Here is a 20,597-nt window from a genome sequence, read left to right as displayed (position 1 = left end):
TCGCGATCAGAAATTCGATTAACGCTCGGTTTTAGACCGAGCCAACTGGAAGCATGCTGACTATGGCTACGATTCATGTAGACGGCAAAGAATATGAGGTCAACGGAGCGGACAACCTGCTGGAAGCTTGTCTGTCTCTCGGCCTTGATATTCCGTACTTTTGCTGGCACCCGGCGCTGGGAAGCGTCGGTGCTTGCCGCCAGTGTGCGGTGAAGCAATATCAAAACGCGGAAGACACGCGTGGTCGCCTGGTGATGTCTTGTATGACACCGGCCACCGAAGGCACCTTTATTTCAATTGATGACGAAGAAGCGAAGCAGTTTCGCGAAAGCGTAGTGGAGTGGTTGATGACTAACCACCCGCACGACTGTCCGGTCTGTGAAGAGGGCGGTAACTGCCACCTTCAGGATATGACCGTCATGACCGGTCATAGCTTCCGTCGCTACCGCTTCACGAAGCGTACTCACCGCAACCAGGACCTGGGGCCGTTCATCTCTCACGAAATGAACCGCTGCATCGCCTGCTATCGCTGCGTACGTTACTACAAAGATTACGCCGATGGTGCGGATCTGGGCGTCTATGGCGCACATGACAACGTCTACTTTGGTCGTCCGGAAGACGGTACGCTCGAAAGCGAATTCTCCGGTAACCTGGTGGAAATTTGCCCGACCGGCGTCTTCACCGATAAAACGCACTCCGAGCGTTATAACCGTAAATGGGACATGCAGTTTGCGCCGAGCATCTGCCAGCAGTGTTCTATCGGCTGTAACATCAGCCCGGGCGAGCGCTACGGTGAACTGCGTCGTATCGAAAACCGCTACAACGGTACCGTTAACCACTACTTCCTCTGCGACCGTGGTCGTTTTGGCTATGGTTACGTGAACCTGAAAGACCGTCCACGCCAGCCGGTACAGCGTCGTGGCGATGACCTGATCACGCTGAACGCCGAACAGGCGATGCAGGGCGCGGCAGATATTCTGCGTCAGTCGAAGAAAGTGATTGGTATCGGCTCCCCGCGTGCCAGCGTTGAAAGTAACTTCGCGCTGCGTGAACTGGTCGGTGCGGATAACTTCTATACCGGTATTGCCCAGGGCGAGCAGGAACGTCTGCAACTGGCTCTGAGCGTGCTGCGTGACGGCGGTATTCATACCCCGGCACTGCGCGAAATCGAGTCATACGATGCGGTTCTGGTCCTGGGCGAAGATGTCACCCAAACCGGCGCGCGCGTTGCGCTGGCAGTGCGTCAGGCGGTGAAAGGTAAAGCGCGTGAAATGGCGGCGGCGCAGAAAGTGGCCGACTGGCAGATTGCGGCAATCCTCAACATCGGCCAGCGCGCCAAGCACCCGCTGTTCGTTACCAACGTCGATAACACCCGTCTGGATGATATCGCGGCATGGACCTACCGTGCGCCGGTTGAAGATCAGGCGCGTTTAGGTTTCGCGATCGCCCATGCGCTGGATAACAACGCCCCGGCGGTTGACGGTATCGACCGTGACCTGCAGAACAAAATTGACGTCATCGTTCAGGCTCTGGCCGGGGCGAAGAAACCACTGATTATTTCCGGTACCAACGCCGGTAGCGCCGACGTGATTCAGGCTGCTGCCAACGTGGCGAAGGCGCTGAAAGGCCGTGGCGCAGACGTCGGGATCACCATGATTGCTCGCTCTGTTAACAGCATGGGGCTGGGTATGATTGGCGGTGGTTCCCTTGACGACGCGCTGACCGAGCTGGAAACAGGTCGTGCTGACGCCGTTGTGGTGTTGGAAAATGACCTGCATCGCCATGCTTCAGCAACGCGTGTGAACGCCGCGCTGGCGAAAGCGCCGCTGGTACTGGTTGTTGACCATCAGCGCACGGCTATTATGGAAAACGCCCATCTGGTGCTTTCCGCCGCTAGCTTCGCCGAAAGCGATGGTACGGTAATTAACAACGAAGGTCGCGCCCAGCGTTTCTTCCAGGTCTATGACCCATCCTACTACGACAGCAACACCGTAATGCTGGAAAGCTGGCGCTGGCTGCACTCGCTGCACAGTACCGTGCAGAGTCGTGAAGTGGACTGGACGCAGCTCGACCATGTTATCGACGCGGTCGTTGAGAAGTTACCGCAGTTGGCGGGTATTAAAGATGCCGCGCCGGATGCAAGCTTCCGTATCCGTGGACAGAAACTGGCACGTGAACCGCACCGCTACAGTGGTCGTACCGCAATGCGCGCCAACATCAGCGTCCACGAACCGCGTCAGCCGCAGGACAAAGACACCATGTTCGCTTTCTCTATGGAAGGGAATAACCAACCGTCTGCGCCGCGTTCACAAATTCCGTTTGCCTGGGCTCCGGGCTGGAACTCCCCACAGGCGTGGAACAAGTTCCAGGATGAAGTGGGCGGTAAACTGCGTCATGGCGATCCGGGCGTGCGTCTGATCGAAGCTTCGGCGGGTGGTCTGAATTACTTCACAACCGTTCCGGCGAGCTTCCAGGCTCAGGATGGTCAGTGGCGTGTCGCGCCTTACTATCATCTGTTTGGTAGTGACGAAATGTCCCAGCGTGCGCCTGTCTTCCAGACCCGTATGCCGCAACCGTACATCAAACTCAACCCGGCTGATGCCGCGAAGTTGGGTGTGAATGCCGGTACGCGCGTATCTTTTAGCTACGATGGCAACACGGTTACGCTGCCGGTTGAAATCGCTGAAGGATTAACGGCAGGGCAGGTTGGTTTGCCAATGGGTATGCCTGGCATCGCACCGGTTCTGGCTGGTGCACGTCTTGAGGATCTGCAGGAGGCACAACAATGAGTTGGATTACACCCGATCTGATTGAGATCCTGCTGAGCGTTCTCAAAGCGGTCGTGATTCTGCTGGTGGTGGTCACCTGCGGGGCATTCATGAGCTTTGGCGAACGTCGTCTGCTCGGTCTGTTCCAGAACCGTTACGGACCGAACCGTGTTGGCTGGGGCGGTTCGCTCCAGCTGGTTGCGGACATGATCAAGATGTTCTTTAAAGAAGACTGGATCCCGAAATTCTCGGATCGCGTCATCTTTACCCTGGCACCGATGATCGCCTTCACCTCGCTGCTGCTGGCTTTCGCCATCGTGCCGGTGAGCCCGAACTGGGTGGTTGCTGACCTGAACATCGGGATCCTGTTCTTCCTGATGATGGCAGGGCTAGCGGTATACGCGGTGTTGTTCGCAGGCTGGTCCAGTAACAACAAATACTCGCTGCTCGGTGCGATGCGCGCGTCTGCGCAGACGCTGAGCTACGAAGTATTCCTCGGACTTTCCCTGATGGGCGTGGTGGCGCAGGCCGGTTCATTTAACATGACCGACATCGTCAACAACCAGGCTGATATCTGGAACGTTATTCCGCAGTTCTTTGGTTTTGTCACCTTTGCCATCGCGGGCGTGGCGGTGTGTCACCGTCACCCGTTTGACCAGCCAGAAGCCGAGCAGGAACTGGCCGACGGTTACCACATTGAATACTCCGGTATGAAATTCGGTCTGTTCTTCGTGGGTGAGTACATCGGCATCGTCACCATTTCTGCACTGATGGTTACCCTGTTCTTCGGTGGCTGGCATGGTCCGTTCTTACCGCCATTCGTCTGGTTCGCGCTGAAAACCGCGTTCTTCATGATGATGTTCATTTTGATTCGTGCGTCGTTACCGCGTCCTCGTTATGACCAGGTAATGTCCTTCGGCTGGAAAGTCTGTCTGCCGCTGACGCTCGTCAACTTGCTGGTAACGGCGGCTGTCATTCTCTGGCAGGCGCAATAAGGGACACAAAGACCATGACCTTAAAAGAATTGTTAGTAGGTTTCGGCACCCAGGTACGCAGTATCTGGATGATCGGCCTGCATGCGTTCGCGAAACGCGAAACGCAGATGTACCCGGAAGAGCCGGTCTATCTACCGCCCCGTTTTCGTGGTCGTATCGTTCTGACCCGTGACCCGGACGGCGAAGAGCGTTGCGTTGCCTGTAACCTGTGTGCGGTAGCGTGTCCGGTAGGCTGTATCTCTTTGCAAAAAGCAGAGACCAAAGATGGCCGCTGGTATCCGGAGTTTTTCCGCATTAACTTCTCACGCTGCATTTTCTGCGGCCTGTGCGAAGAAGCCTGTCCGACAACGGCTATTCAGCTGACTCCAGATTTCGAGCTGGGTGAGTACAAGCGCCAGGACCTGGTTTACGAGAAAGAGGATCTGCTGATCTCCGGTCCGGGTAAATACCCGGAATATAACTTCTACCGGATGGCAGGTATGGCAATCGACGGCAAAGATAAGGGCGAAGCAGAGAACGAAGCCAAGCCTATCGACGTCAAGAGCCTGTTACCGTAAGGAGAGGGGCAATGGAGTTCGCTTTTTATATCTGTGGCCTGATAGCCATTCTCGCAACCTTGCGGGTGATCACCCACACCAATCCGGTACACGCACTGCTGTACCTGATTATTTCGCTGCTGGCGATTTCCGGGGTGTTCTTCTCGTTAGGTGCTTACTTCGCGGGGGCGCTGGAAATAATCGTCTACGCGGGCGCCATCATGGTGTTGTTCGTGTTCGTGGTCATGATGCTCAACCTCGGTGGTTCTGAAATTGAACAGGAACGCCAGTGGCTGAAACCGCAGGTGTGGATTGGACCGGCGATTCTGTCGGCCATCATGCTGGCGGTTATTGTTTATGCCATTCTGGGTGTTAACGATCAGGGCATCGACGGGACGCCAATTAGCGCGAAAGCTGTCGGTATTTCCCTGTTCGGACCGTATGTACTGGCGGTCGAGCTGGCTTCGATGCTGCTGCTGGCAGGTCTGGTTGTGGCCTTCCACGTAGGGCGCGAAGAGCGTTCTGGTGAAGTGCTGAGCAATCGCACCGATGACCGCGCGAAAAGAAAAACGGAGGAGCACGCATGATCCCCTTACAACATGGACTGATCCTCGCGGCTGTCTTATTCGTACTGGGCTTAACCGGTCTGGTTATCCGCCGCAATCTGCTGTTTATGCTGATCGGGCTGGAAATCATGATTAACGCCTCCGCGCTGGCCTTCGTGGTCGCCGGAAGCTACTGGGGCCAGACCGATGGTCAGGTGATGTATATTCTCGCCATCAGCCTTGCGGCTGCGGAAGCGAGCATTGGACTTGCGCTGTTGCTGCAACTTCATCGCCGTCGCCAGAACCTGAACATCGATTCAGTAAGTGAGATGCGTGGATGAACATGCTTGCCTTAACCATTATTCTGCCATTTATTGGCTTTGTATTACTGGCGTTCTCTCGCGGTCGTTGGTCAGAAAATCTGTCCGCGACCGTGGGCGTCGGGTCGATTGGCCTGGCGGCGCTGGTGACCGCGTTTGTTGGCGTTGACTTCTTTGCTAATGGTCAACAGGCCTACAGCCAGCCGCTGTGGACGTGGATGTCTGTCGGTGACTTCAATATCGGTTTTAATCTGGTGCTGGACGGCCTGTCGCTGACCATGCTCAGTGTGGTGACCGGTGTGGGTTTCCTGATCCACATGTTCGCCTCCTGGTATATGCGCGGTGAAGAGGGATACTCCCGTTTCTTCGCCTACACCAACCTGTTTATCGCCAGCATGGTGGTTCTGGTACTGGCGGATAACCTGCTGCTGATGTACCTCGGCTGGGAAGGCGTGGGCCTGTGCTCCTACCTGCTGATCGGTTTCTATTACACCGATCCGAAGAATGGCGCTGCGGCAATGAAAGCCTTCGTCGTGACCCGTGTGGGTGACGTGTTCCTCGCCTTCGCATTGTTTATCCTCTACAACGAGCTGGGCACGCTGAACTTCCGCGAAATGGTGGAACTGGCACCTGCTCACTTTGCAGATGGTAACAACATGCTGATGTGGGCAACCCTGATGCTGCTGGGCGGTGCGGTGGGTAAATCCGCGCAGCTGCCGTTGCAGACATGGCTTGCTGACGCGATGGCAGGTCCGACGCCTGTCTCCGCGCTGATCCACGCCGCGACGATGGTTACCGCCGGTGTCTACCTGATTGCACGTACTCACGGCCTGTTCCTGATGACGCCGGAAATCCTGCATCTGGTGGGGATTATCGGGGCTATCACTCTGGTACTGGCTGGTTTCGCCGCGCTGGTACAGACCGACATCAAACGCGTTCTCGCATACTCCACCATGAGCCAGATTGGTTATATGTTCCTGGCTCTCGGGGTTCAGGCGTGGGACGCGGCGATTTTCCACCTGATGACGCACGCCTTCTTTAAAGCGCTGCTGTTCCTGGCATCCGGCTCGGTTATCCTGGCCTGTCACCACGAACAGAACATCTTCAAGATGGGCGGTCTGCGTAAGTCTATTCCGCTGGTGTATCTCTGCTTCCTGATCGGTGGCGCGGCGCTGTCGGCTCTGCCGCTGATTACCGCAGGCTTCTTCAGTAAGGATGAGATTCTGGCCGGTGCGATGGCGAACGGTCATATCAACCTGATGGTTGCAGGTCTGGTCGGTGCGTTCATGACCTCTCTGTACACCTTCCGTATGATTTTCATCGTGTTCCACGGTAAAGAGCAAATTCACGCTCACGCAGGGAAGGGGATTACACATCATCTGCCGCTGATTGTGCTGATGATCCTGTCCACCTTCGTTGGCGCACTGATTGTGCCACCGCTGCAGGGTGTACTGCCTGCGACGACCGAGCTTGAGCATGGTCGCGTGATGACCCTGGAAATTACCTCCGGTATCGTCGCGATTGCAGGCATTCTGATCGCTGCATGGCTGTGGCTGGGTAAACGTACTCTGGTGACATCGATTGCCAACAGTGCGCCAGGCCGTCTGCTGGGTACCTGGTGGTATAACGCCTGGGGCTTCGACTGGCTGTACGACAAAGTGTTCGTCAAGCCGTTCCTGGGCGTTGCATGGCTGCTGAAACGCGATCCGCTGAACGCAATGATGAACATTCCGGCGATCCTTTCCCGATTTGCAGGTAAAGGCCTGTTGTTAAGCGAGAACGGCTATCTGCGTTGGTATGTAGCATCAATGAGCATCGGTGCCGTCGTTGTGCTGGCTCTGTTGATGGTACTGCGTTGATCGTAAAGTGAATTTTATCCAAATTCGTTGAAAATCAGGCCTCTATTAGGGGCCTTAAAAAGGAATAAAAATCGCCATGTTACTACCCTGGCTAATATTGATTCCCTTTATCGGTGGCTTCCTGTGCTGGCAGACCGAACGCTTTGGCGTGAAGGTGCCGCGTTGGATCGCGCTGATTACCATGGGACTGACGCTGGCGCTTGGCCTGCAACTTTGGTTGCAGGGCGGCTATTCACTGACGCAATCCACTGGCATTCCGCAGTGGCAGTCTGAGTTTGTCCTGCCGTGGATCCCACGCTTTGGCATCTCGATTCATCTTGCTATCGACGGTCTGTCGCTGCTGATGGTGGTGCTGACCGGCCTGCTCGGTGTTCTGGCGGTACTTTGCTCCTGGAATGAAATCGAAAAATACCAGGGCTTTTTCCACCTGAACCTGATGTGGATCTTAGGCGGCGTAATCGGCGTGTTCCTTGCCATCGACATGTTCCTGTTCTTCTTCTTCTGGGAAATGATGCTGGTGCCGATGTACTTCCTGATCGCGCTATGGGGGCATAAAGCCTCTGACGGTAAAACGCGTATCACGGCAGCAACCAAGTTCTTCATTTATACCCAGGCGAGTGGTCTGGTGATGTTGATTGCCATCCTGGCGCTGGTGTTTGTGCACTACAAAGCGACCGGTGTGTGGACTTTCAACTATGAAGAATTGCTGAATACTCCGATGTCCCACGGTGTGGAATACCTGCTGATGCTGGGCTTCTTCATCGCTTTCGCGGTGAAAATGCCGGTGGTTCCGCTGCACGGCTGGTTGCCGGATGCTCACTCCCAGGCACCGACCGCAGGTTCCGTTGACCTGGCAGGTATCTTGCTGAAAACCGCAGCCTACGGTCTGCTGCGCTTCTCCCTGCCGCTGTTCCCGAATGCGTCAGCGGAGTTTGCACCTATCGCAATGTGGCTTGGCGTCATCGGCATCTTCTACGGCGCGTGGATGGCCTTTAATCAGTACGACATCAAACGTCTGATTGCTTACACCTCCGTATCCCACATGGGTTTCGTACTGATTGCTATCTACACCGGCAGCCAGTTGGCATACCAGGGTGCGGTGATTCAGATGATCGCGCACGGCCTGTCCGCAGCCGGTCTGTTCATCCTGTGTGGTCAGCTGTACGAACGTCTGCACACGCGTGATATGCGTATGATGGGCGGCCTGTGGGGCAAAATGAAATGGTTGCCTGCGCTGTCAATGTTCTTTGCAGTGTGTACGCTGGGTATGCCGGGTACAGGTAACTTCGTTGGCGAATTTATGATTCTGTTCGGCAGCTACCAGGTGGTTCCGGTTATTACCGTGATCTCGACATTTGGTCTGGTGTTTGCTTCTGTTTACTCGCTGGCGATGCTGCATCGCGCTTACTTTGGTAAGGCGAAGAGCCAGATTGCCAGTGTTGAACTGCCAGGGATGTCGCTGCGTGAGCTGTTTATCATCCTGTTGCTGGTCGTGCTTCTGGTACTGCTTGGCTTCTATCCGCAGCCGATTCTGGATACCTCGCATTCTGCGATGAGCAACATCCAGCAGTGGTTTGTTAATTCCGTTACTACTACAAGGCCGTAAATCGCCATGACAATAACTCCACAACACCTGATTGCGCTGCTACCGCTGCTGATCGTCGGCTTGACGGTGGTGGTTGTGATGCTCTCCATTGCGTGGCGACGCAATCACTTCCTCAATGCCACGCTGTCGGTCATTGGGCTTAACGCCGCACTGGTTTCGCTCTGGTTTGTTGGCCAGGCGGGCGCTATGGACGTCACCCCGCTGATGCGGGTTGACGGTTTCGCCATGCTCTACACCGGGCTGGTGCTGCTGGCGAGTCTTGCCACCTGTACCTTCGCTTACCCGTGGCTGGAAGGCTACGACGACAACCGGGAAGAGTTCTATCTGCTGGTGCTGATTGCCGCGCTCGGCGGTATTCTGCTGGCTAACGCTAACCATCTGGCGGCGCTGTTCCTTGGTATTGAGCTTATCTCTCTGCCGCTGTTTGGTCTGGTTGGCTATGCGTTCCGTCAGAAACGTTCGCTGGAAGCCAGTATCAAATACACCATTCTGTCTGCCGCAGCGTCTTCCTTCCTGCTGTTTGGTATGGCGCTGGTATACGCGCAGTCTGGCAACCTGTCGTTTGTCGCGCTCGGTAAGAGCCTCGGCGACGGTATGCTGCAAGAACCGCTGCTGCTGGCGGGCTTCGGTCTGATGATTGTTGGCCTCGGCTTTAAACTCTCGCTGGTTCCATTCCACCTGTGGACGCCAGACGTATACCAGGGCGCTCCGGCTCCGGTTTCCACCTTCCTGGCGACGGCGAGCAAAATCGCTATCTTCGGCGTGGTGATGCGTCTGTTCCTGTACGCACCGGTAGGTGATAGCGAAGCGGTACGGATCGTGCTGGGTGTGATTGCCTTTGCTTCCATTATCTTCGGTAACCTGATGGCGCTGAGCCAGACCAACATCAAACGTCTGCTTGGTTACTCTTCTATCTCTCACCTTGGTTACCTGCTGGTGGCGCTGATTGCCCTGCAGAGCGGCGAGATGTCGATGGAAGCGGTTGGCGTTTACCTGGCCGGTTATCTGTTCAGCAGCCTCGGCGCGTTCGGTGTGGTCAGCCTGATGTCCAGCCCGTACCGCGGCCCGGATGCAGACTCTCTGTTCTCCTACCGTGGTCTGTTCTGGCATCGCCCAATCCTTGCGGCGGTGATGACGGTGATGATGCTGTCTCTGGCGGGTATTCCGATGACGCTGGGCTTTATCGGTAAGTTCTACGTACTGGCGGTGGGTGTGCAGGCTAATCTGTGGTGGCTGGTTGCCGCCGTGGTGGTGGGTTCCGCGATTGGTTTGTACTACTACCTGCGCGTTGCCGTGAGCCTGTACCTGAGCGCACCGCAGCAGCTGAATCGCGATGCGCCGTCCAACTGGCAGTACAGCGCGGGCGGTATTGTGGTGCTGATTTCTGCCCTGCTGGTACTGGTGCTGGGTATCTACCCGCAACCGTTGATCAGCATCGTGCAGTTAGCGGCTCCGCTGATGTAATTCATCATGCTGTGATCGAAAAAGAGTCTGGACAATGTCCAGACTCTTTTTTTTACCTGTCTATACTCATCATACTTCAAGTTGCTGGGGCGTCAGGCCGAAAGTTGACGGCTCACCAGCGGGCCGCTGATGCCTTTCGCTGTGCGATCCATCACTTCCTGAATTACTGAAGACAGCTCATTGACTTCGAATTTGGCCACGTAACCATCTGCTTTCACTCGACGTACGTGATCTTCATTGGCGCTACCGGAAAGTGAGGAGTGGATAACGACCGGGATCTTCTTCAGGCGTTCGTCGGTTTTTATCTTACGGGTAAGCGTAAAACCGTCCATCTCCGGCATTTCCAGATCGGTGAGCACCAGCGCAATCTTCTCGCTGATTGGTTTACCTTCCGCTTCTGCTTCTTCAGATAGCTGTTGTATCTTTTCCCATGCATCCTGGCCCGTCACATGCATCAAGTGTGGGATCTCCATGGCGTTAAGCCCTTTTTCCAGCATCGCGCGAGCCACTTTGGAATCATCAGCCACAATCGCCACCGCACCCGGCGTAATGTTGAACTTATTGGTTTTCAGCTCTGTTGCGCGCAGGTCGTGGTTCGACGGTACAATATCGTACAGGATCTGTTCGACATCGAGCACCAGCGCCAGATTGTTAGTCTCTTTGTTGTCGTCCAGACAGGCGATACTGGTAATGTAGCGACCATTGACGGCTTTCTCGGCGGTATGCACCTGTTGCCAGTCCAGACGCATAATGTTTTCTACCGACTCCACCGCAAACGCCTGAACGCTGCGGGCATATTCCGTGATCAACAGGATGTTGAGTCCGGTCTCTGGCTTACAGCCCGCGACGGCAGGCAGATCAATCACCGGGATCACCTGATCGCGAATGTTAACCATACCCAGCAACGGGGCTTTCATACCTGCGGGACGCGTAAAGGTCGGCATCGGTACGATTTCACGCAGTTTGAATACGTTGATGCCAAACAGTTCTGATTTCTGCTCCTCGACGGATTTGCCAAGGCGAAACAGCAGCAGTTCAAAACGGTTAGACAGGGTTAGGTTTGTCCTGTCATCAATATCTTTCTGGAAATTGTTCATCCTGTCCTCAGTGTGAAAGCCAGCCTTTCCACTGTTATCGGCACTGAGGCGGAAAAATGGAGCATTAAACGGTGAAAATGGCGAAATCGTGAGCCAGTTCAGTGTCTGGAAATATCGCTTTGCACTCTTCGAGTAACCGCTGACAGCCTTTTTCATCGTAGCGTGAGCTAACGTGGGTCATGATCAGGCGTCCCACTCCGGCCTCAAGCGCCAACTGGGCGGCTTGTCGGGTCGAGCTGTGACCGCGGCTGTTGGCTTTTTCCTCCATTGAGGAGTCCAGTGTGGTTTCATGTACCATCACATCCACACCGCGTGCCAGTTCAATGGCGGACGCGCAAGGTCCTGTGTCGCCGAAAATAGCCACAGATTTTCCTCTGGTGGCAGGGCCGAGAAAATCGGCGCCGTTAATCGCTCGACCATCCTCCAGCACGATGGTTTTCCCGGCTTTCAAATCCTGGAACCACGGGCCCGCTTTAACACCAGCCGCCTTCAAGGCGCTGGCGTCAAGTGCCCCCGGTTTGTCGTGCTCTTCAACACGAAAACCGTAGCACTCCAGCGGATGCTCCAGCGGGTACGCCGTTACTTTACGCAGGCCGTCATCGACAATTTCACCCGCGGTGATTTCGACAATATCCAGCGGATAGTCGGTCCAGGAGCCGCTCAAACGCAAAGCCGTTTCGGTAAACTCTCGCAATCCCTTTGGTCCGTAAAGCGTCAGTGGCTGGACGTTCCCGGCCATTGAGCGACTGCACAGCAGCCCCGGTAAACCAAACAGGTGATCGCCGTGTAGATGGCTGATAAAAATACGCTCGAGTTTTCCAGGGTTAAATGGCGTGGTCAGCATCTGATGCTGCGTTCCTTCACCACAATCGAAAAGCCACAGCCCCGCCTGAGTCGGGTGTTGCAGATTCAGTAAAATTGCCGTTACATTGCGTGAGCGCGTGGGGACTCCCGCAGACGTGCCTAAAAATAGTAATTCCATCTTCGCGTTACACTTTTCGCCATCAATAAGGCAGGGTGTTCAGGTTATCACAACAAAGGGGCAGACTATGATTCACTGGCAAGATCTCCACCATGCAAAGCTCAATACACAGCAGCTGTACGCCATTCTTGAGCTTCGCTGTGCGGTATTTGTTGTTGAGCAACGGTGTCCGTATCAGGATGTGGATGGTGATGACCTCAGTGGTGAAAACCGGCACATTCTGGGTTGGCATAACGATGAACTGGTGGCGTATGCGAGGATTCTGAAAAGCGATGATGAACTTGAGCCGGTCGTCATTGGGCGGGTGATCGTAAGCGAAGCGCTGCGGGGTGAAAAATTGGGGCAACAGCTAATGACTCAGACGTTGGCCTCCTGTACGCAGCATTGGCCGCACAAGGCGCTGTATCTGGGGGCGCAGGCACATTTGCAATCATTCTATGCGCGCTTTGGCTTTGTGCCGGTCACGGATATCTATGACGAAGACGGTATTCCACACGTCGGAATGGCGCGGGAAGCACATCAGGCGTAAACAGGCGCAAACACGCCTGATTGTCTATAGTTAGCGGGTACGTCAATAGAAAGGGAGAATAAAATGTCTTTTCATTCTTATGAATCACGTATCGATGACGATCTGGAATTATTGAGTGAAACGCTGGAGGAGGTGCTGCGTTCTTCCGGCGATCCAGCCGATCAAAAATACCTTGAGTTAAAAGCGCGGGCAGAGCGGGCGTTAGAAGAGGTGAGAAATCGCGTCAGCCATGCCTCTGACAGCTACTATTACCGCGCGAAGAAAGCCGTTTGCCGGGCGGATGATTATGTGCATGAAAAACCCTGGCGCGGAATCGGCGTTGGTGCCACGGTCGGTTTAGTGATGGGATTATTGTTAGCACGGCGATAAATTCCATTCCGTCAGCGCATTTGTACGTACTCCCTAACTGGGGGTACTGCTTTTTCTGCTCAGTACCCCGTATAATGTGAGGTTTTTAACAGGGAGAGGTCCGCGTGCATTCAATCACTACTGCGCTGGAAAGTCTGATGCGTCATTTGTCGCAAGAGATACCAGCAGCACCTGGAATTCGTATTTACGATATCCCTTTCCCACTGAATGATGCGTTTGACGCTTTAGGATGGCTGGCCAGTCAACCTGTCTGGCCCCAGTTTTACTGGCAACAGCGTAATGGCGATGAAGAAGCCGCCGTACTGGGCGCTGTTGCCACATTTTCCTCGCTCGAATTAGCCCAGCATTTTTTACACCAGCATGATGATAATCCTGACCTGCGTATCTGGGGCCTGAATGCCTTTGAGCCTCAGCGCGGCCATTTGTTATTGCCACGGCTGGAGTGGCGACGTTGCGCCGGGGTGGCGAGCTTACGCTTACATCTCTTTAGCGACGTGTCGCTGCGTGAAGACGCCGCGCAGGCGGTGGCGTTTATCTCATCGCTCGCTAACGTAAAGCCGCTGCCCGCATTGCGTCTGCGTTTGACGGGAGAACAGAACTGGCCGGATAAAACTGGCTGGACAGATCTGATAAAGCTCGCCACGCAAACGATCAATAGGGAACAGCTCGATAAGGTCGTGCTGGCGCGGGCGACCGATTTACAGTTTTCTCAGTCGGTTAACGCCGCGGCCGTGATGGCTTCCAGTCGTCGTCTAAACCTGAACTGCTACCATTTCTTTATGGCGTTCTCCGCAAAGTGTGCGTTTCTTGGTTCTTCCCCTGAACGTTTGTATCGGCGGCGTGACACGGCGCTGCGCACCGAGGCGCTGGCGGGAACCGTTGCCAACCACCCTGAGGATCATCGGGCCTGGCAGTTGGGGGAATGGCTAATGAAAGATGATAAAAACCAGCGCGAGAATATGCTGGTGGTCGAAGATATTTGCCAGCGTCTGCAAGGCTGTACGCAAACTCTTGATGTGCTGCCGCCGCAGGTGCTCAGACTGCGCAAAGTGCAGCACCTGCGCCGCTGTATCTGGACGGAACTGAATCAGGCTGATGATACGCTTTGTCTGATGCAGCTCCAGCCCACGGCGGCAGTCGCAGGTATTCCGCGTGAGCTGGCGCGTGAATTTATCCAACATAATGAACCGTTTGAACGCGAGTGGTATGCCGGTTCTGCGGGTTACCTTTCTCTGCGCCAAAGCGAGTTTTGCGTGTCATTACGGTCGGCGAAAATTAGTGAAAATGTGGTACGCCTGTATGCCGGGGCAGGGATCGTGCGTGGTTCAGATCCTGAACAGGAATGGCAAGAAATAGACAATAAAGCGGCAGGACTGCGCACTTTATTACAGATGGAAGGGTAATGAGTTGTATATTACCGACTCATATCAAAAATCCATTTATTCGATTCTTTATACTGTGTCGCAATATTGATACCGGACAATCTCATGTCAGTAAGCGCATTTAACCGACGCTGGGCGGCGGTCATTCTGGAAGCACTCACTCGCCACGGCGTCAGGCATGTCTGCATTGCCCCTGGCTCTCGTTCTACACCGTTGACTCTGGCGGCTGCGGAAAACCCGGCTTTTATTCACCATACTCATTTTGATGAACGTGGCCTTGGGCATCTGGCCTTAGGTCTGGCAAAAGTCAGCCGGCAGCCTGTCGCTGTGATTGTGACGTCCGGTACGGCGGTGGCAAATTTGTATCCCGCGTTGATTGAAGCGGGCCTGACCGGTGAAAAGCTGATTCTACTCACGGCTGACAGACCTCCTGAGCTTATCGACTGCGGCGCTAACCAGGCGATTCGTCAGACCGGAATGTTTGCCTCGCATCCATCGCAAACGCTCTCTTTACCGCGCCCGACCCAGAACATTCCGGCTAGTTGGCTGGTATCCACCATTGATAACGCCTTAGCTGCGCTGCATAGCGGGGCGGTTCATATCAATTGCCCATTTGCAGAACCGCTGTATGGCGATATGGACGAAACGGGGATTGACTGGCAGCAGCGCCTTGGCGACTGGTGGCAGGATGATAAACCCTGGCTGCGTGAGTCGCGTCGGCTGGAAAGCGACAAACAGCGTGACTGGTTTTTCTGGCGACAAAAACGCGGCGTTGTTGTTGCAGGCCGCATGAGCGCGGAAGAGGGCAAAAAGGTTGCGCAGTGGGCGCAGATGCTAGGCTGGCCGCTGATTGGCGATGTTCTGTCACAAACCGGACAACCTTTGCCGTGCGCCGACCTGTGGCTGGGGAATGCGAAAGCGGTCACTGAATTACAGCAGGCGCAGATTGTGGTGCAGCTTGGCAGTAGCCTGACCGGAAAACGGCTCCTGCAATGGCAGGCCAGCTGTGATCCGCAGGAATACTGGATTGTCGATAATATCGAAGGCCGCCTCGATCCGGCTCACCATCGTGGGCGCAGACTGGTAGCGACGGTTGGCGACTGGCTGGAGTTGCATCCGGCGGAGAAACGTCAGCCCTGGTGCGTGGAGATCCCACGCCTGGCGCAACTGGCCTGGCAGGCGGTAGAAGCCCGTCGCGACGCGTTTGGTGAAGCGCAATTAGCCCACCGTATCCGCGAATACTTGCCGGAGCAGGGGCAACTGTTCGTGGGCAACAGTCTGGTGGTGCGCCTGATTGATGCGCTGTCGCAGCTTCCGGCGGGTTACCCGGTCTATAGCAACCGTGGCGCGAGCGGCATTGACGGCCTGCTGTCAACGGCAGCAGGCGTACAGCGTGCCAGTGCGAAATCGACGCTGGCTATCGTCGGCGATTTATCTGCGCTGTATGACCTCAATGCGCTGGCGTTATTGCGCCAGGTTTCCGCGCCGTTTGTCCTGATAGTGGTCAATAATAACGGCGGGCAAATTTTTTCCCTGTTGCCGACGCCAGCAAGCGAACGCGAACGGTTCTACCTGATGCCGCAGAACGTGCATTTTGAGCATGCTGCCGCCATGTTTAACCTTAAATACCAGCGCCCGGAAAACTGGGAGCAACTGGAGAGCGCGCTGACTAACGCCTGGCGTACTCCAGCGGCAACGGTGATTGAGCTGGTGGTAAACGAAACTGATGGGGCGCAAACCCTGCAGCAACTGCTGGCGCAGGTAAGCCATCTATGATCCTGCACGCGCAGGCGAAAGTGGGCCAGACGGGATTTCCCTGGCTGGTTTTCCTGCACGGTTTTTCCGGTGATTGTCGGGAATGGCAGAGGGTTGGCGAAGCGTTTAAGAATTATTCGCGGCTGTATATCGACCTGCCGGGACACGGTGGCTCCGCTGACATCAGCGTGAGCGGATTCGACGACGTAAGCGCTTTGCTGCGTAACACGTTACTTAGTTACAACATACTTAAATACTGGCTAGTAGGCTACTCTCTTGGCGGCAGAGTCGCGATGATGGCGGCTTGTCAGGAGATGCCAGGGCTGTGCGGTCTGGTGGTTGAAGGTGGACATCCAGGCTTGCAAAGTGAGGAGGCGCGCGTTCAGCGTCGCCTCTCTGATGGTCGCTGGGCTGCGCGTTTTCGCGCTGAGCCGTTGTGCGAGGTGTTTATTGACTGGTATCAACAGCCGGTTTTTTCCTCGCTGAATGCGGCGCAAAGAGAAGCGCTGGTCGCACTGCGTAGCCAGAATAACGGGCATACGCTGGCAGCGATGCTGGAGGCCACCTCGCTAGCCGTACAACCTGATTTACGTGCGCAACTCACTACGCGCACATTTCCGTTTTATTATTTATGTGGTGAACGTGACGATAAATTCCGTGCTCTGGCGGCGGAAATATCCGTACCAAGCCATGTGATTCGTAATGCCGGACACAACGCGCATCGGGACAATCCCGCTGGCGTGGTGGACTGTCTGGCTCAGATTCTGCATCGCTGACTATAGGACATTTTATGATCTATCCTGATGAAACAATGCTTTACGCACCGGTAGAATGGCACGATTGCTCTGAAGGCTACACCGACATTCTCTACGAGAAATCCACCGACGGTATCGCAAAAATCACCATTAATCGTCCGCAGGTACGCAATGCCTTCCGTCCGGTCACCGTGAAAGAGATGATCCAGGCGCTGGCGGATGCTCGCTATGATGACAACATTGGCGTGATTATTCTGACCGGTGCTGGCGACAAAGCATTCTGCGCGGGTGGCGATCAGAAAGTGCGCGGTGACTACGGCGGATACCAGGATGATTCCGGTGTGCATCACCTGAACGTACTGGACTTCCAGCGCCAGATTCGTACCTGTCCGAAGCCGGTAGTGGCGATGGTTGCAGGCTTTTCCATCGGCGGCGGCCATGTGTTGCACATGATGTGTGACCTGACCATTGCGGCTGAAAACGCCATCTTCGGCCAGACCGGTCCGAAAGTTGGTTCCTTCGATGGCGGCTGGGGTGCCTCTTACATGGCGCGTATTGTCGGTCAGAAAAAAGCGCGTGAAATCTGGTTCCTGTGCCGTCAGTACGATGCGAAGCAAGCGCTGGATATGGGCCTGGTAAACACCGTGGTTCCGCTGGCCGATCTGGAAAAAGAGACCGTACGCTGGTGTCGTGAAATGCTGCAAAACAGCCCGATGGCGTTGCGCTGCCTAAAAGCTGCACTGAACGCCGACTGCGATGGTCAGGCTGGTCTGCAAGAGCTGGCGGGTAACGCCACCATGCTGTTCTACATGACGGAAGAAGGTCAGGAAGGCCGTAACGCCTTTAACCAGAAACGTCAGCCGGATTTCAGCAAATTTAAACGGAATCCGTAATGCGTAGCGCGCAGGTATACCGCTGGCAGATCCCCATGGACGCGGGGGTGATTCTGCGCGACAGGCGGTTAAAAACGCGTGACGGGCTGTACGTTCGCCTTTGTGACGGCGAGCGCGAAGGGTGGGGAGAGATCTCCCCGCTGCCGGGCTTCAGTCAGGAGAGCTGGGAAGAGGCGCAAACCGAGCTGCTGGCCTGGGTCAACGGCTGGCTACAGGGGGATTCTTCCTTACCGCAGCTGCCTTCGGTCGCCTTTGGCGCAAGCTGTGCGCTGGCCGAACTGGCTGGCGTATTGCCAGTGGACGCAGACTACCGTGCAGCGCCGCTGTGTACGGGCGATCCTGATGATCTGGTACTGCAACTGGCGGACATGCCGGGTGAAAAAGTAGCGAAGATCAAGGTCGGACTGTATGAAGCGGTTCGTGACGGTATGGTCGCCAACCTGCTGCTTGAGGCTATCCCGGAGCTGCATTTGCGACTTGACGCCAACCGAGCCTGGACGCCGTTGAAAGCCCAGCAGTTCGCGAAGTACGTTAATCCAGAGTACCGCGGGCGCATCGCTTTTCTCGAAGAGCCATGCAAAACCCGCGATGACTCTCGTGCTTTTGCGCGTGAAACCGGCATTGCCATTGCCTGGGATGAAAGCCTGCGTGAAGCGGATTTCATCTTCGAAGCCGAAGAGGGCGTCAAGGCAGTGGTTATCAAACCTACGCTGACGGGCAGTCTCGATAAAGTGCGCGAACAAGTGGCAGCGGCGCATGCACTTGGTCTCACCGCTGTTATTAGTTCGTCGATCGAGTCGAGCCTGGGCTTAACCCAACTGGCGCGAATTGCGGCCTGGCTGACGCCGCAGACCATTCCGGGGCTGGATACCCTGAGCCTGATGCAGTGCCAGCAGGTACGCACCTGGCCGGGTAGCGCATTGCCGTGTATCGATGTTGATGCGCTGGAACGCCTGCTATGACCCAGCGGGAAATGCCCGATAGCGTAAGCATATCGGGCCTGGTACAACCCGATGACTGGCCGTGGCGTCACTGGCGACAGGTTCGTGCAGAGGTGCCTGCTCTACGCCTCAACGATGAAGTATTAAGCTGGAGCGAGCTCTGCACGCGCGTTGACCATCTGGCCAGCGGTTTTGCCGCTCAGGGCGTGGAAGAGGGCGATGGCGTCCTGCTTCGCGCCTGGAATCATCCGCGTGCTTTGCTGGCCTGGCTGGCATTGTTGCAATGTGGGGCGCGGGTTTTACCTGTTAACCCACAGCTGCCTCAATCGCTGCTTGACGCGCTGGTCCCGGACTTAACGCTGCGTTTTGCGCTGGATCTTGAGGCAGCTAATGTTCTCACGGGACTCCATCCGTTGCAGATGCAGGCAGTGCCAGGCAAGCATGCCGCCGCGTGGTTACCCCAGCGTTTGAGCACGATGACGTTAACCTCAGGTTCTACCGGATTGCCAAAGGCAGCGGTGCATACCTGTCAGGCTCATCTGGCAAGCGCGCAGGGCGTGCTGTCATTAATGCCGTTTGACGCTGAAGATGATTGGCTGCTCTCGCTGCCGCTGTTTCATGTTTCCGGCCAGGGTATTTTGTGGCGTTGGTTGTTTGCCGGGGCACGAATGACCGTGCGCGACAAGCAACCATTGGAGCAAATGCTGGCTGGATGCACCCATGCTTCGTTGGTGCCCACGCAGCTGTGGCGCCTGCTGGTCAACAAAACGGCGGTAACGCTCAAAGCAGTGCTCTTGGGTGGCGCGGCAATTCCTGTTGAATTGACGGAACAGGCGCGCGAGCAAAGGATTCGCTGCTGGTGCGGTTACGGTTTAACGGAGTTTGCTTCTACGGTCTGTGCGAAAGAAGCGGATGGCCTGGCGGATGTGGGGTCGCCCCTGGCAGGCAGAGAAGTCAGAATCGTTGATGGTGAAGTCTGGCTGCGTGCCGCCAGCATGGCGCAAGGTTACTGGCGTAACGGGCAGCTGATTCCTTTAGTAAACGCGGAAGGCTGGTTTGCCACCCGCGATCGCGGGGTGTTGAAGGACGGCAAGTTAACCATTGTCGGTCGGATGGACAATCTGTTCTTTAGCGGCGGGGAAGGCATACAGCCGGAAGAGGTGGAACGCGTGATTGCTGCGCATCCGCATGTTCTGCAAGCCTTCATTGTGCCGATAGAAGACAAAGAGTTTGGTCATCGCCCGGTGGCGGTCGTTGAGTATGACACCAATGCGGGTGACACCAATCTGGCAGAGTGGGTGAAAGATAAGCTGGCCCGCTTTCAGCAACCGGTATGCTGGCTGACATTGCCACCCGAACTAAAATCCGGAGGGATTAAAATCTCTCGTCGTGCGCTGTCAGATTGGGTAAGTGCTTCATTCTTAAAATTAAGCAAACAGTAATTACATTTCTCACTTTCGCTATTGAGTCGCTATTGTCATTTTGTTTATCTGCTAATGTGTAACCTGTTGTGAAATTTTTTAACAAAAGGTGCGCTATGGAATGGCATGTGAAGAAGTCTTGCTGTCACAAAAAAGCAGGCAGGCTCTATATCGTACTTTGTGATAGCGGCGGTTCGCTAAAGATGCTGGCTGAGGCGCAATCTTCCGAGTGGGTTAAGCCCGGAGACCTCCTTTCACCGCTGAAAGATGCACTGTATTGCATTAATCGCGATACCTCACGGTTAATCAAAATAATTGATGCCAGACAGTACACGTGCGAGGAATGGGAACGCCTGTTACGACTGTCTGAAGATAAATAA

At 55.3% G+C, this 20,597-nt stretch carries 19 protein-coding genes; 17 read left to right on the top strand and 2 right to left on the bottom strand.

Translation table 11 applies throughout. The annotated features are described in order from the left end of the window. Window positions 1-62 precede the first annotated feature (62 nt). The 8 genes from nuoG to nuoN all read left to right on the top strand — a co-directional run bounded on the left by nuoG (window position 63) and on the right by nuoN (window position 10,093). The gene (gene nuoG / locus N0B36_RS08995; protein WP_259687112.1) at window positions 63-2,789 is read left to right on the top strand and encodes an NADH-quinone oxidoreductase subunit NuoG; all 2,727 of its coding nucleotides are present in this window, start codon (window positions 63-65) and stop codon (window positions 2,787-2,789) included. Then, window positions 2,786-3,763, top strand: a complete 978-nt coding sequence (gene nuoH, locus N0B36_RS08990) for an NADH-quinone oxidoreductase subunit NuoH (RefSeq protein ID WP_016153834.1) — start codon at window positions 2,786-2,788, stop codon at window positions 3,761-3,763. The genes nuoG and nuoH overlap by 4 nt, the downstream gene beginning before the upstream one ends. Before the next feature lie 14 nt (window positions 3,764-3,777). After that, on the top strand, window positions 3,778-4,320 hold the full coding sequence (gene nuoI / locus N0B36_RS08985; protein WP_005129470.1) for an NADH-quinone oxidoreductase subunit NuoI: 543 nt from the start codon (window positions 3,778-3,780) through the stop codon (window positions 4,318-4,320). A gap of 11 nt (window positions 4,321-4,331) precedes the next feature. Further along, a complete protein-coding gene (nuoJ, locus tag N0B36_RS08980) occupies window positions 4,332-4,886 on the top strand; it encodes an NADH-quinone oxidoreductase subunit J (protein ID WP_016153833.1) in 555 nt (184 codons plus the stop codon). Further along, the gene (gene nuoK / locus N0B36_RS08975; protein WP_006683663.1) at window positions 4,883-5,185 is read left to right on the top strand and encodes an NADH-quinone oxidoreductase subunit NuoK; all 303 of its coding nucleotides are present in this window, start codon (window positions 4,883-4,885) and stop codon (window positions 5,183-5,185) included. Before nuoJ ends, nuoK begins: the two co-directional genes overlap by 4 nt. Then, window positions 5,182-7,023 carry an NADH-quinone oxidoreductase subunit L gene (nuoL, locus tag N0B36_RS08970; RefSeq protein ID WP_016153832.1) on the top strand — a complete coding sequence of 614 codons (1,842 nt, stop codon included), beginning with the start codon at window positions 5,182-5,184 and terminating at the stop codon, window positions 7,021-7,023. Before nuoK ends, nuoL begins: the two co-directional genes overlap by 4 nt. Window positions 7,024-7,099: 76 nt before the next feature. After that, a complete protein-coding gene (gene nuoM, locus N0B36_RS08965; protein WP_016153831.1) occupies window positions 7,100-8,629 on the top strand; it encodes an NADH-quinone oxidoreductase subunit M in 1,530 nt (509 codons plus the stop codon). A gap of 6 nt (window positions 8,630-8,635) precedes the next feature. After that, window positions 8,636-10,093: an NADH-quinone oxidoreductase subunit NuoN gene (gene nuoN, locus N0B36_RS08960; RefSeq protein ID WP_016153830.1), complete on the top strand. Its 1,458-nt coding sequence runs from the start codon at window positions 8,636-8,638 to the stop codon at window positions 10,091-10,093. A 92-nt stretch (window positions 10,094-10,185) separates the two neighbouring features. Here the strand turns inward: nuoN and N0B36_RS08955 are convergent, their stop codons facing one another. Then, window positions 10,186-11,190, bottom strand: coding sequence for a chemotaxis protein (locus N0B36_RS08955; RefSeq protein ID WP_016157041.1), 1,005 nt, complete (start codon window positions 11,188-11,190; stop codon window positions 10,186-10,188). A 64-nt stretch (window positions 11,191-11,254) separates the two neighbouring features. Then, entirely contained in the window at window positions 11,255-12,172 is a 918-nt protein-coding gene (gene rbn, locus N0B36_RS08950) for a ribonuclease BN (protein WP_016157040.1), read from the bottom strand. Window positions 12,173-12,239: 67 nt separating this feature from the next. Here rbn and N0B36_RS08945 point away from each other — a divergent pair, with 67 nt between their 5' ends. The 9 genes from N0B36_RS08945 to pmrD all read left to right on the top strand — a co-directional run bounded on the left by N0B36_RS08945 (window position 12,240) and on the right by pmrD (window position 20,597). Then, the gene (locus tag N0B36_RS08945; protein WP_016153827.1) at window positions 12,240-12,701 is read left to right on the top strand and encodes a GNAT family N-acetyltransferase; all 462 of its coding nucleotides are present in this window, start codon (window positions 12,240-12,242) and stop codon (window positions 12,699-12,701) included. Between the two features lie 63 nt (window positions 12,702-12,764). Then, window positions 12,765-13,070 carry a stress response protein ElaB gene (elaB, locus tag N0B36_RS08940; RefSeq protein WP_003027683.1) on the top strand — a complete coding sequence of 102 codons (306 nt, stop codon included), beginning with the start codon at window positions 12,765-12,767 and terminating at the stop codon, window positions 13,068-13,070. A gap of 104 nt (window positions 13,071-13,174) precedes the next feature. Then, window positions 13,175-14,473, top strand: a complete 1,299-nt coding sequence (gene menF / locus N0B36_RS08935; RefSeq protein WP_103766579.1) for an isochorismate synthase MenF — start codon at window positions 13,175-13,177, stop codon at window positions 14,471-14,473. A gap of 84 nt (window positions 14,474-14,557) precedes the next feature. Continuing rightward, on the top strand, window positions 14,558-16,228 hold the full coding sequence (menD, locus tag N0B36_RS08930) for a 2-succinyl-5-enolpyruvyl-6-hydroxy-3-cyclohexene-1-carboxylic-acid synthase (protein WP_103766578.1): 1,671 nt from the start codon (window positions 14,558-14,560) through the stop codon (window positions 16,226-16,228). Continuing rightward, complete coding sequence (gene menH, locus N0B36_RS08925; RefSeq protein ID WP_155574476.1) at window positions 16,225-16,983, top strand: 2-succinyl-6-hydroxy-2,4-cyclohexadiene-1-carboxylate synthase; 759 nt, start codon at window positions 16,225-16,227, stop codon at window positions 16,981-16,983. Before menD ends, menH begins: the two co-directional genes overlap by 4 nt. A gap of 14 nt (window positions 16,984-16,997) precedes the next feature. Continuing rightward, window positions 16,998-17,855: a 1,4-dihydroxy-2-naphthoyl-CoA synthase gene (menB, locus tag N0B36_RS08920; protein WP_003027671.1), complete on the top strand. Its 858-nt coding sequence runs from the start codon at window positions 16,998-17,000 to the stop codon at window positions 17,853-17,855. Further along, window positions 17,855-18,817, top strand: a complete 963-nt coding sequence (gene menC, locus N0B36_RS08915) for an o-succinylbenzoate synthase (RefSeq protein WP_259687109.1) — start codon at window positions 17,855-17,857, stop codon at window positions 18,815-18,817. Before menB ends, menC begins: the two co-directional genes overlap by 1 nt. Beyond that, window positions 18,814-20,238, top strand: coding sequence for an o-succinylbenzoate--CoA ligase (gene menE / locus N0B36_RS08910; protein ID WP_259687108.1), 1,425 nt, complete (start codon window positions 18,814-18,816; stop codon window positions 20,236-20,238). Before menC ends, menE begins: the two co-directional genes overlap by 4 nt. 95 nt (window positions 20,239-20,333) lie before the next feature. Continuing rightward, window positions 20,334-20,597 (top strand): signal transduction protein PmrD, encoded by a 264-nt coding sequence (gene pmrD / locus N0B36_RS08905; RefSeq protein ID WP_104651206.1) that lies wholly within the window; start codon window positions 20,334-20,336, stop codon window positions 20,595-20,597.

The sequence above is a fragment of the Citrobacter sp. XY323 genome, from assembly GCF_025106035.1.
Lineage (GTDB): Bacteria > Pseudomonadota > Gammaproteobacteria > Enterobacterales > Enterobacteriaceae > Citrobacter > Citrobacter braakii.
The sequence above is the reverse complement of the archived record's forward strand: the minus strand, read 5'-3'. Positions and strand labels throughout refer to the sequence as shown.

What these genes read in the sequence shown, in the direction of transcription:
- nuoG (WP_259687112.1), top strand. Translation starts at nt 63, where the DNA reads ATGGCTACGATTCATGTAGACGGCAAAGAATATGAGGTCAACGGAGCG.
- nuoH (WP_016153834.1), top strand. Translation starts at nt 2,786, where the DNA reads ATGAGTTGGATTACACCCGATCTGATTGAGATCCTGCTGAGCGTTCTC.
- nuoI (WP_005129470.1), top strand. Translation starts at nt 3,778, where the DNA reads ATGACCTTAAAAGAATTGTTAGTAGGTTTCGGCACCCAGGTACGCAGT.
- nuoJ (WP_016153833.1), top strand. Translation starts at nt 4,332, where the DNA reads ATGGAGTTCGCTTTTTATATCTGTGGCCTGATAGCCATTCTCGCAACC.
- nuoK (WP_006683663.1), top strand. Translation starts at nt 4,883, where the DNA reads ATGATCCCCTTACAACATGGACTGATCCTCGCGGCTGTCTTATTCGTA.
- nuoL (WP_016153832.1), top strand. Translation starts at nt 5,182, where the DNA reads ATGAACATGCTTGCCTTAACCATTATTCTGCCATTTATTGGCTTTGTA.
- nuoM (WP_016153831.1), top strand. Translation starts at nt 7,100, where the DNA reads ATGTTACTACCCTGGCTAATATTGATTCCCTTTATCGGTGGCTTCCTG.
- nuoN (WP_016153830.1), top strand. Translation starts at nt 8,636, where the DNA reads ATGACAATAACTCCACAACACCTGATTGCGCTGCTACCGCTGCTGATC.
- N0B36_RS08955 (WP_016157041.1), bottom strand. Translation starts at nt 11,190, where the DNA reads ATGAACAATTTCCAGAAAGATATTGATGACAGGACAAACCTAACCCTG.
- rbn (WP_016157040.1), bottom strand. Translation starts at nt 12,172, where the DNA reads ATGGAATTACTATTTTTAGGCACGTCTGCGGGAGTCCCCACGCGCTCA.
- N0B36_RS08945 (WP_016153827.1), top strand. Translation starts at nt 12,240, where the DNA reads ATGATTCACTGGCAAGATCTCCACCATGCAAAGCTCAATACACAGCAG.
- elaB (WP_003027683.1), top strand. Translation starts at nt 12,765, where the DNA reads ATGTCTTTTCATTCTTATGAATCACGTATCGATGACGATCTGGAATTA.
- menD (WP_103766578.1), top strand. Translation starts at nt 14,558, where the DNA reads ATGTCAGTAAGCGCATTTAACCGACGCTGGGCGGCGGTCATTCTGGAA.
- menH (WP_155574476.1), top strand. Translation starts at nt 16,225, where the DNA reads ATGATCCTGCACGCGCAGGCGAAAGTGGGCCAGACGGGATTTCCCTGG.
- menB (WP_003027671.1), top strand. Translation starts at nt 16,998, where the DNA reads ATGATCTATCCTGATGAAACAATGCTTTACGCACCGGTAGAATGGCAC.
- menC (WP_259687109.1), top strand. Translation starts at nt 17,855, where the DNA reads ATGCGTAGCGCGCAGGTATACCGCTGGCAGATCCCCATGGACGCGGGG.
- menE (WP_259687108.1), top strand. Translation starts at nt 18,814, where the DNA reads ATGACCCAGCGGGAAATGCCCGATAGCGTAAGCATATCGGGCCTGGTA.
- pmrD (WP_104651206.1), top strand. Translation starts at nt 20,334, where the DNA reads ATGGAATGGCATGTGAAGAAGTCTTGCTGTCACAAAAAAGCAGGCAGG.